Origin of the sequence: Rhodococcus sp. BS-15, from assembly GCF_000813105.1 — a bacterium.
Lineage (GTDB): Bacteria > Actinomycetota > Actinomycetes > Mycobacteriales > Mycobacteriaceae > Rhodococcoides.
In genome coordinates this window covers 1-9,639 of record NZ_BAOX01000192.1, presented here as the reverse complement: position 1 = coordinate 9,639, position 9,639 = coordinate 1, and the positions used below count along the sequence as shown (strand labels likewise).

Genomic DNA, 9,639 nt, shown 5'->3' with positions numbered 1-9,639 from the left:
CTCGGCCCGAGAAGGCTGTGATCGGATCGGGTCGGGTGACGGAATACGTCTCGAACAGGGCGTGGACCCTCGACGCCACCGGATTCTGGCAGGCCCACCGCGGCGCGCCGCAGGTGTACACCGATGTGGTGGGGGACTGGGCGGACGCCGCAGTGGGTGACGGTGCGTGGGATCTGTACGGCGGTGTCGGGGGTGTTCGCCGCCGCGCTGGCCGGCCAGGTCGGTCCGAGCGGCCGAGTCACCAGCGTCGAATTCTCCCGTCGTGCAGCCGAGGACGGCCGTTCGGCGCTACAGGATCTGCCGCAGGTCTCGTTCGTGCCGGGTCGGGTCGAGCGCTCGATCGATGCGTTGGCCGAGCCGGTGTCGGTAGCGGTGCTCGATCCACCTCGCGCAGGTGCCGGACGGGACGTGATCGATGCCCTCGCCGTCAGGTCTCCGCGTTCGGTGGTGCACATCGGATGCGATCCGGCCTCGTTCGCGCGGGATGTGAGCTTGTATCGAGCTGCGGGATACGAGCTCGACGACATGCGTGCCTTCGATGCCTTTCCGTCGACCAGCCACGTCGAATGTATCGGTCGTTTCGTTCGTCGGTGAGGGCTGCGGCAGCCGATCAGGCCCGGTGCGCAACTTCGGCGACCGGGGCGAAGGTCTGCATGGGAACGGTCACGATGCGTTGGGCACCGCACCTGCAGCCCTGATACCCGACGAGTCCCTCGCTCGTGTCGTGGGTGGAGTGGGTGGTCCAGGTGTGTGTGGTGTGTTCGGTGTGCATGCGTCCATCGTGATGTAATGGTCTTGTGCACATCAACCCTTACGGCGAATATGCGGTCAAACTCGGTATCGACCTACTCAATTCACCACCCACGTCCGCAACCGAACTGGGCGACCGCTGCGTGGACGCCGGCCTCGTACCGGACTGGACCGCAACAGATGCCGACCTGGTCGACACCCTCCAGTTCCTGCGGGACTGGGCGCGGGTGGTGGACGCCACCACGGAAGACGATCGAGCCGACGAGCTCAATGCTCTGCTGGCACAGGCGTCGGCCTACCCGCGGTTGACCAACCATGCCGACGACGGCTGGCACATGCACTACCGCGACCCCAACATCGAACTCGGCGGCGTCATCAGGCCCTGGTGAGCGTCGGCACTGCGTTGCACCTGACCGGACGCGGAATGTCTCGCCTCGATCGCTGCGCCGCCGCCGACTGCACATTCGCCTTCGCCGACACCTCGAGAACCGGAAGGCAGCGATACTGCGGAACGGTGTGCTCCAATCGCGACGCGGTCCGCAGGCATCGAGCACGCGCGGCCTCGTGATCGACGCACTGCGCAGCGCGTTCGCTAGGACTTCCGGTTGTACAGGCGCATCGTGATCGGCCCGAACACCGCCAGCAACACCGCGCACAGCATCAGCGTCACTCCCAGCCCACCGGTGTCGACGTCGCCCTGCATGAGGCCACGCAGCGACGTGACCAGGAAGCTGACCGGGTTGACGTCGACGAACGCGCGCAGCCAACCGGGCATCGTGCTGGGGTCGACGAAGATGTTGCTCGCGAACGTGAGCGGAAACAGGATGAACATCGACACGCCCATCACTGCAGCCTCGGTACGCACGATCATCGCGATCATGGTCCAGATCCAGGACAGGCAGAACGAGAACACCAGCAGCAGAGCGATGGAGGCCACGACGCCGACGACGCCACCCTGCGGCCGGAAACCGAGGATCAACCCGAGGATCAGCACGATCACCGAAGCCAGCGTGTAGCGCACGACGTCGCCGAGCAACGCACCGACCAAGGGCGACGGCCGCCAGATGGGCAGCGAACGGAATCGATCGAACACGCCTTTCTCGATGTCCTTGTTCATGGTCACGCCGGTGTACATCGTGATCATCACCACGGTCTGCACGAGGATGCCGGGGAGCAGGAACTGGATGTACGCCTCGGTCGACCCGGCCAACGCGCCACCGAACAGGTAGGTGAAGAGCAACGTGAACATGATCGGAAAGGCCGTCACGTCGAACAGTTGCTCGGGCACGTGCTTGATCTTGAGCAGCGCTCGCCACCCGAAGCTCAACGACGTCGACAACGACGACGGACGCGGCGGACGAGGCCCGGCGGCGCCGAGCACATCGATGATGGTCGACGCCTGTGGCGTCGCCTGCTGGGCTTCGGTTGTCATGACGCAACCTCCCGGTCGGATTCGGAACCGGCATCGTGCCCGGTGAGAGCGAGAAACACCTCGTCCAAGCTCGGTTGTCCCAGCGTGAACGACGCGATGGAGATGCCTGCGGTCTCGAGTGCGGGCAGCACGGGCGCGGCCTGTGCCGGATTGTCCAACCGTGCGCTGACGGTGGACGGATCCGGGTCCTCGGTGACGTTGCCGCCGAGGAGATCTCGCAGGATCTGCGCGGCGGTCGTTCGCTGGGCCGCATCGAGAACGCGCAGGTGCAGTGAATTCGATCCCACGGATGCCTTCAGCTCACCCGTCGTTCCCTCGGCGATGACCTTGCCGCGATCGATGACTGCGACACGCCCGGCCAGCTGATCGGCCTCGTCCAGATACTGTGTCGTCAACAACACAGTCGTCCCGCCCGCGACCAACGCGCGGACGATCTCCCACACGTGGTTTCGGCTGCGGGGGTCGAGTCCGGTGGTGGGCTCGTCGAGAAAGATCAGTTCGGGCGTGACGATGATGCTGGCGGCGATGTCGATGCGACGGCGCATGCCGCCGGAGTAGGTCTTGACCTGTCGCGGTCCGGCATCGGCGATGTCGAACGCCGTCAGCAGCTGCTCGGCTCGTGATCGGGCGGCGGGCCGGGAGTAGCCGAGCAGCCGAGCGAGCAGCACCAGGTTCTCCGTCCCGGTGAGATCCTCGTCCAGAGAGGCGAATTGTCCTGTCAGAGCGACCTTCTGCCGAACGGCCTCCGGTTCGCTGGCCACGTCGTGACCCAGGACTCGGGCGCTGCCCCCGTCGATCGGAAGCAGGGTGGCCAGCATCCGGATGGTCGTCGTCTTCCCTGCGCCGTTCGGCCCGAGCACGCCGTAGACACCACCGGACGGAATGGACAGATCGACTCCGTCGACGGCGATGTTCGCTCCGAAACGTTTGACCAGACCGTGTGTCTCGATCGCCGCCATGTCTCTCGATTCCTCCGGTGGGCCGGTCGCCCGATTCCCCACGATTGTCCGATTGTCCACCAAGGATGAAACGCGGACCACATCTGTCGCAAACGAATTTCCGTCCCGAACCATCCTCCGGTCGGTTTGTTCCGAATGTGTACTGCGGCGGGAAAACGCGGAGGTTTCGATATGAGAGCGATATGACCACTAGTGTCGTGATCGATGAACTCGATCATGAACCCGTCTGTTGGGACGACTTTCCGATGAGCGCGCCGTTGTCGGATGCGTCCGGATCGTCGAATGCCGGCCGTGACCGGACGACGTCCGCTGCCTCGGAGAACTACGCGGCAGAGGATGCGGTGTGTGCTGTTCCCAGTCCACAGCTCAAGAACCTGCGTGCCGACGAAACGGATCGTCTGCGTCGGTTGATGGCGTCGGTCGCGCAGGGCGACCGGGCGGCGTTCGCCGAGCTGTACGACGCGACGTCGTCGCGGGTCTACGGAATGGTGCTGCGGGTGCTTCGAGACCCGGGGTACAGCGAGGAGACCGCGCAGGAGGTGTTCCTCCAGATCTGGCGCGCGGCACCGAACTACGACCCGAACCAGGGCAGCCCACTGGCCTGGATCATGACGCTCGCGCACCGGCGAGCGGTCGATCGCGTTCGAAGCGAGCAGTCGGGTACCGACCGTGAGGCCGCGTACGGCGCAGTCAGTCACACACCGGAGCACGACGAGGTGCTCGAGACGGTGACGCAGCGGCTCGAATCGGAGGCCGTGATCGCCTGTCTCGACACCTTGACCGATACGCAGAGCGAGTCGGTCCGAATGGCCTATTACAGCGGTTACACCTATCGCGAAGTTGCGGAGCGGCTCGGGGTCGCGGTTCCTACCATCAAGTCGCGCATACGAGACGGATTGATCAAATTGAAAACTTGTCTGGGGGTGATCCCGCAATGAGTGAATCGTCACGGCAACGGCTTCTCGACGACGCGGAGGTCTACGCCCTCCACGCGACGACCGATGCCGAGCGACGCGACATCGAAGCCGAACGAACTCGTGTCGACGACACCGCGCGAGCCCAGTTCGACATTCTCGTGAGCGAGATCCACGAAACGTTGGCCTTGGCCGTCGCAGTCGATGCGACGCCCGCGCCCGATCGGCTGCGACAGGTGGTGCTCGATCGAGTCGCCTCCAGTGACCAGGAGCCCACCGTTCGGGAGCTACCGCCGAATGTGACGCCGTTGCACCGGCATCGGCAACCACGGTCGAAGTCCTGGCGCTACTCCATGGTGTCGGCCGCCGCGGCGGTGATCGTCGCCGTCGGGGGTGTGGTGGTCGTGACGCAGACCATGGGGAATGATCCGCAGCCGTCGCAGGCCGACCAGATCGTGGCTGCACCGGATGCGCGTAGAGCCACGGCGGAGTTCCCCGGTGGCGGTTCGGCAACGGTGTCGTACTCGCTCTCCCAGAACGCCGTCGTGGTCACTCTCGACGGGGTTTCACAGCCGCCGCCCGGACGCGCGTATCAGATGTGGTTCGTGGAAGGTTCTCCACGATCGGCCGGTGTGATGACCGACGAGCAGATCACTTCCGAGTCCGGCACGGTGGTCGACGGTCTCGGGGCGTCGACGAATTTCGCGTTCTCGCTCGAACCCGCAGGCGGGTCGGCGCAGCCCACCGAGGTGCTCACGATGCTGACGTTGGGTGCCTGAGCACAGCACACGCACGGTCGCCTCGGGCGGTTCGATATTCGGTCAGATGCCGGTGTCGAACCGCCCGAGCGTTCTTATCACCGCTGCCATCTGGCCGTAGGCCCCGGTGGCGAGATTTTCCAGCAACGCCAGCTTGATCTCCGGTGCGTCGCGCGTGAGCGCCCGGAAGTGCGCTGCCGACACCACCACGAGATCGACCGGTGTGTCGGCGACCATGTCGAGCAGGAACGGAACCGACATCAGCAGGGGCATCTCACCGAAGCTCATGCCGGGGGAGAGAGTCGTGATGCGGTGCTTGCCACCGTCGGCGGCGACGGCCGTGGACGTCACCTCGCCGCGCAGCATCAGGAACAGGCCCGCCGCCGCATCGCCGTGGCGAACGATCACGTCTCCGCGGGCGTAGTGCCGCTTCTCCAGATATGGAGTGACCGCCTCGAACTGTGCGGCGGACAGCCCGGCCAGCAACGGATGCTCGGCCGTGGTGACGACGGTCGGCTGTCGCACCCCCGCGCAATGGCGATCGAGCAACAGATTCTCGGCCCACTGGATGGCCGCACCCAGGCTCGAGTAGGTTCGGCCAGCGGGGTCGGCCGGGTCGAGACTCGACGTCGTGTGACCCATGATCGCTCTGGGATCCACCAGACCCACCACACAGCCGTGCTCCGCCAGATCCTGACGTAGATCCTCGAACATGGTCCGAGCGATGTCGCTGACCTCGTCGACGCCTCGTACGTCGATGACGAGTGCGTCGAGTTCCCGATCGAGGTCGCCGATCTCACGGACGGCAGTCTCGGCACCCGAGAACAGCAGATCACCGTGCAGTTCGTACACGCGGGCGCGATCGCCCACGGCAGCCAAGGTGGCCTGTTCCACCTCCGATCGCCGTTTGCGTGAGGGTGCCTCGGTGACGACGTAGCGGCGCCGGATCGAGGATTTCGCCGCTCGGGTGACGTGCAGGAAGTGCAGTTCGAGGCGTTTCGAGAGTTCTCGGCAGGCGGCGACTCCGCGCACGCTGTTGCCGTGCGAATCGAGCCGTGGGGAGTAGACGGCGATGCCCATCTGTCCAGGGAGAACCGCGAGGATCCCGCCGCCGACCCCGCTCTTGGCCGGCAGGCCGACCCTCGCGACCCAGTCGCCTGCACCGTCGTACATCCCACACGTCGTCATGACCGACAGCACTCGCTCGACCAGAGCCGGTGCCAGTGCGCGTTCACGCGTGCGCGGGTTGACGCCGTTGTTGGCCATGGTGGCCGCCATCATCGCGAGGTCCGCGGCGGTGACGTCGATCGAGCACTGGCGGAAGTACAGATCGACGGCGGCGTCGGGATCGTGGTCGATGATGTCGAACGAACGGAGCATGTAGCCGATTGCGCGGTTGCGATTGCCGGTGCGCGCCTCCGACCGGTACACGGCATCGTTGAACGCCAGAGACCTCCCCGCATACCGCGAGTACGAGGCTCGAATGCGCTCGAAACGATCCTCGGCACTTCGCCCCGCGATCAGCGACGCGACGTGATGGCACCGGCGTTGATCATCGGGTTGCGTGGGCGCTCGGTGACGGGGTCGAGACTGATCTCGTTGAACGGCTCACCGGACGGCTCGACGTCGACCTTGCTCGCGACGACGTCCATGCCCCGGTCGGCCAACGCCAGTGCGTAGGTGAACGGCTTGGAGATCGATTGGATCGTGAAGGGGAGTCGAGTGTCGCCGACCTCGTAGACGTAACCGTCCGTGGTCGTCAGCGCGATACCGAACCCGTCCGGCGTGACGGCAGCGAGCTCGGGGATGTAGTCCGCCACCTGCCCGGACGTGTCGTCGCGGCACAGTTCGTGAACTCGGCGCAGGATGGCATCGACCACGTTGCTCATAGGCCACACTGTATGTGTGATGTCCGATTCGCCACCGTCGAGGTTAGGGGCGGCTGACCCAGGGCACCTCGACGTTCGACGGTACTGTCGGCGTCACGACGCTGGGCGGAGCAGCAGGGCACGGAAACTCCGTAGACTGAAATTTCCATTTTGTTTTCCGGCCGGAGGGAGCGATCTCGTTGGGTGTCCTAGCTCGAATTCAGACGCCCGAGGACTTGCGCGACCTCGGCAGTGCGGAGCTGGCCGAATTGGCTCGCGAGATCCGTGCGTTTCTCGTCGAGAAAGTGTCCGCTACCGGCGGCCACCTCGGTCCCAATCTCGGTGTCGTGGAACTGACGTTGGCGATTCATCGCATCTTCGACTCCCCGCGTGATCCCGTCATCTTCGACACCGGTCATCAGGCGTACGTGCACAAGATGCTGACCGGGCGCACCGGTCTGTTCGACACGCTCCGCAAGCAGGGCGGCCTGTCGGGCTACCCGTCACGTGTCGAGAGCGAACACGACTGGGTGGAGTCATCGCATGCGTCGGCCTCCCTCTCCTACGCCGACGGCCTGGCCAAGGCCTTCGCACTCAAAGGCGAAACCGACCGGCACGTCGTCGCTGTTGTCGGCGACGGTGCGCTCACCGGCGGAATGTGTTGGGAGGCGCTCAACAACATCGCCGCAGGCCGCGACCGATCCCTGGTGATCGTCGTCAACGACAACGGTCGCTCGTACGCCCCGACCATCGGGGGCTTGGCCGATCATCTGGCAGCCCTTCGGCTTCAGCCCGGGTACGAGAAGGTGCTGGACAACGGTCGCCGCATCGTTCGTCGCATTCCGATCGTCGGGCCCACGGCCTACGCGATGTTGCACGGCATGAAGGCCGGGGTGAAGGACGCCATCAGTCCGCAGGTGATGTTCACCGATCTCGGTATCAAATATCTGGGTCCGGTCGACGGCCACGATCAGCACGCGATGGAATCGGCTCTGCGCCGCGCCAAGGCGTACGGCGGTCCGGTCATCGTCCACGCGGTGACGCGCAAGGGCATGGGCTACGTGCACGCCGAGAACGACGTCGCCGATCAGATGCACGCCACCGGTGTCATCGATCCGTTGACGGGACTGGCGCGGTCGAAGTCGGCACCGGACTGGACATCGGTGTTCTCGGCGGCACTGATCGAGCAGGGCGAACAGAACGAGGACGTCGTAGCGATCACCGCAGCGATGGCCGCGCCCACCGGGCTCGCCGCGTTCGGAGTTCGCTTCCCCGACCGGTTGTTCGACGTCGGAATCGCCGAGCAGCACGCGATGACGTCGGCTGCCGGGCTCGCGCTGGGCGGGATGCATCCGGTGGTCGCGATTTACTCCACCTTCCTCAATCGCGCGTTCGACCAGTTGCTGATGGACGTGGCGCTGCTCGGACTGCCGGTCACCGTGGTGCTCGACCGCGCCGGGGTCACCGGGGCCGACGGTGCCAGCCACAACGGCATGTGGGACATGTCTCTGCTCGGCATCGTTCCCGGCATGAAGGTGGCGGCGCCGCGAGATGCCGAGACACTGCGAGAAGAACTGGCCGAGGCGATCGCGACGTCCGACGGACCCACTGCACTGCGCTTTCCGAAGGGCGCAGTGACCGAAACCGTGCCCGCGGTACGCAGACTGGACGGAATCGTCGACGTACTGACCGAGCCGTCCGACGCGACGGGCGATGTGTTGATCGTGGCCGTCGGAGTGTTCGGTCCGCTGGCCGTGCACGCGGCGGACAAACTTCAGCAGGACGGCATCTCGGTCGCAGTGGTGGACCCGAGATGGGTGCTGCCCATCCCGCAGGCGCTGCTGAAATTGGCGGAGGACTACCGGATGGTGGTCACCCTCGAAGACAGTGGCCTGCACGGTGGCATCGGCTCGACCCTGTCTGCGGCACTCCGCGGGGCAGGCGTCGATACCCCGTGCCGCGATCTCGGTGTGCCACAACGATTCCTGGACCACGCATCGCGCGAACAGCTACACCACGAACTCGGTCTCACCTGCGAGGACGTCGTGCAGCGAGTCTCGCACTGGGTCAAGAGCCTCTGACACCGGTCTCCTGCCGGACGTCGACGCCGTAGAACGCGCAGCGTCCGGCCACCGCACCCGCGACTGCCATCGGAGCCGTCATCACGAGAAGGAAGAGCACCGACGGTTCCCACCGCTGAGTCACCGAATGCACAGCGCCGCACACCAACGGGCCGCAGGCTGCCAGCACATAGCCGACCGTCTGTGCCATCGAACTCAACGACGCAGCATCACGTGCCGTCGCGGCCCGCAGATTCATCAGCGTCATCGCCAGGGACAACTGCCCGCCTTGGCCGAGCCCGAGCAACACGGCCCACAGCAGCGCCCAGGAATCTGCAGACGACAGCACCCCCGCCAAGCCCGCAACGGTGGGCAACACCACCGCAACTGCCAGAACGCTCTGTCTCGGCAACCTGGTGGCCACGCTGGGCACCGTCAGAGCCGTCACGACACTGGTGAGGGACAGAGCCGTCAACAGTAGCCCGGCCGCGGCGGCGTCCACTCCACGATCCCGGTAGATCGTGGGCAGCCACGCGATCATCGAGTACGCCATGAGTGACTGCACACCCATGAACGCCGTCACCGCCCACGCGACGGGGGAGCGCAGCACGGCCGAACCGCCCTGCGATTCCACGGCACCGGACACTGCCGTCGGCCCCGCCCTCGCGAACATCCGGGACAGCAGCGCCATACACAGCGCCGCAATAGCCACCGGGACCGCCCACAGCCCTAGCACCCACCGCCAACCGCCGTCGAGCGCCTCCGCCAACGGAACGGAGACCCCCGACGCAACACCCGCACTGGCACTGATCACGGCAGTCAACACACCGGTCAACAACCCCAGCCGCCGAGCCGACACCGCCGGATTCTCCGATCGTCCTGCGGGCTCCACTCCTGC

Annotated in this window: 7 protein-coding genes and 3 pseudogenes; 5 read left to right on the top strand and 5 right to left on the bottom strand. The window is 65.6% G+C overall.

The features are described 5' to 3' along the window. A pseudogene (locus tag RHBS_RS18880) lies at positions 1-594 on the top strand (class I SAM-dependent RNA methyltransferase); the annotation flags it as partial. Positions 595-610: 16 nt separating this feature from the next. Here RHBS_RS18880 and RHBS_RS29135 read toward each other — a convergent pair. Beyond that, complete coding sequence (locus RHBS_RS29135; RefSeq protein WP_187298550.1) at positions 611-772, bottom strand: hypothetical protein; 162 nt, start codon at positions 770-772, stop codon at positions 611-613. 25 nt (positions 773-797) lie between these two features. Here RHBS_RS29135 and RHBS_RS18875 point away from each other — a divergent pair. Next, positions 798-1,318 (top strand): annotated as a pseudogene (locus RHBS_RS18875) (CGNR zinc finger domain-containing protein). A 24-nt stretch (positions 1,319-1,342) separates the two neighbouring features. Here RHBS_RS18875 and RHBS_RS18870 read toward each other — a convergent pair. Continuing rightward, on the bottom strand, positions 1,343-2,182 hold the full coding sequence (locus tag RHBS_RS18870; protein ID WP_121870022.1) for an ABC transporter permease: 840 nt from the start codon (positions 2,180-2,182) through the stop codon (positions 1,343-1,345). After that, entirely contained in the window at positions 2,179-3,141 is a 963-nt protein-coding gene (locus RHBS_RS18865; protein ID WP_128646221.1) for an ATP-binding cassette domain-containing protein, read from the bottom strand. The genes RHBS_RS18870 and RHBS_RS18865 overlap by 4 nt, the downstream gene beginning before the upstream one ends. Before the next feature lie 182 nt (positions 3,142-3,323). Here RHBS_RS18865 and RHBS_RS18860 point away from each other — a divergent pair, with 182 nt between their 5' ends. Beyond that, entirely contained in the window at positions 3,324-4,079 is a 756-nt protein-coding gene (locus RHBS_RS18860; protein WP_128646220.1) for a sigma-70 family RNA polymerase sigma factor, read from the top strand. Then, positions 4,076-4,834 (top strand): anti-sigma factor, encoded by a 759-nt coding sequence (locus tag RHBS_RS18855; RefSeq protein ID WP_128646219.1) that lies wholly within the window; start codon positions 4,076-4,078, stop codon positions 4,832-4,834. Before RHBS_RS18860 ends, RHBS_RS18855 begins: the two co-directional genes overlap by 4 nt. A gap of 42 nt (positions 4,835-4,876) precedes the next feature. Here RHBS_RS18855 and glsA read toward each other — a convergent pair. Next, positions 4,877-6,702 (bottom strand): annotated as a pseudogene (gene glsA / locus RHBS_RS18850) (glutaminase A). Positions 6,703-6,881: 179 nt separating this feature from the next. Here glsA and dxs point away from each other — a divergent pair. Continuing rightward, positions 6,882-8,762, top strand: coding sequence for a 1-deoxy-D-xylulose-5-phosphate synthase (gene dxs / locus RHBS_RS18845; RefSeq protein ID WP_121870017.1), 1,881 nt, complete (start codon positions 6,882-6,884; stop codon positions 8,760-8,762). Here dxs and RHBS_RS18840 read toward each other — a convergent pair. Further along, a partial coding sequence (locus tag RHBS_RS18840; protein ID WP_128646218.1) for an MFS transporter occupies positions 8,749-9,639 on the bottom strand: 891 nt, incomplete at its 5' end. The genes dxs and RHBS_RS18840 overlap by 14 nt on opposite strands.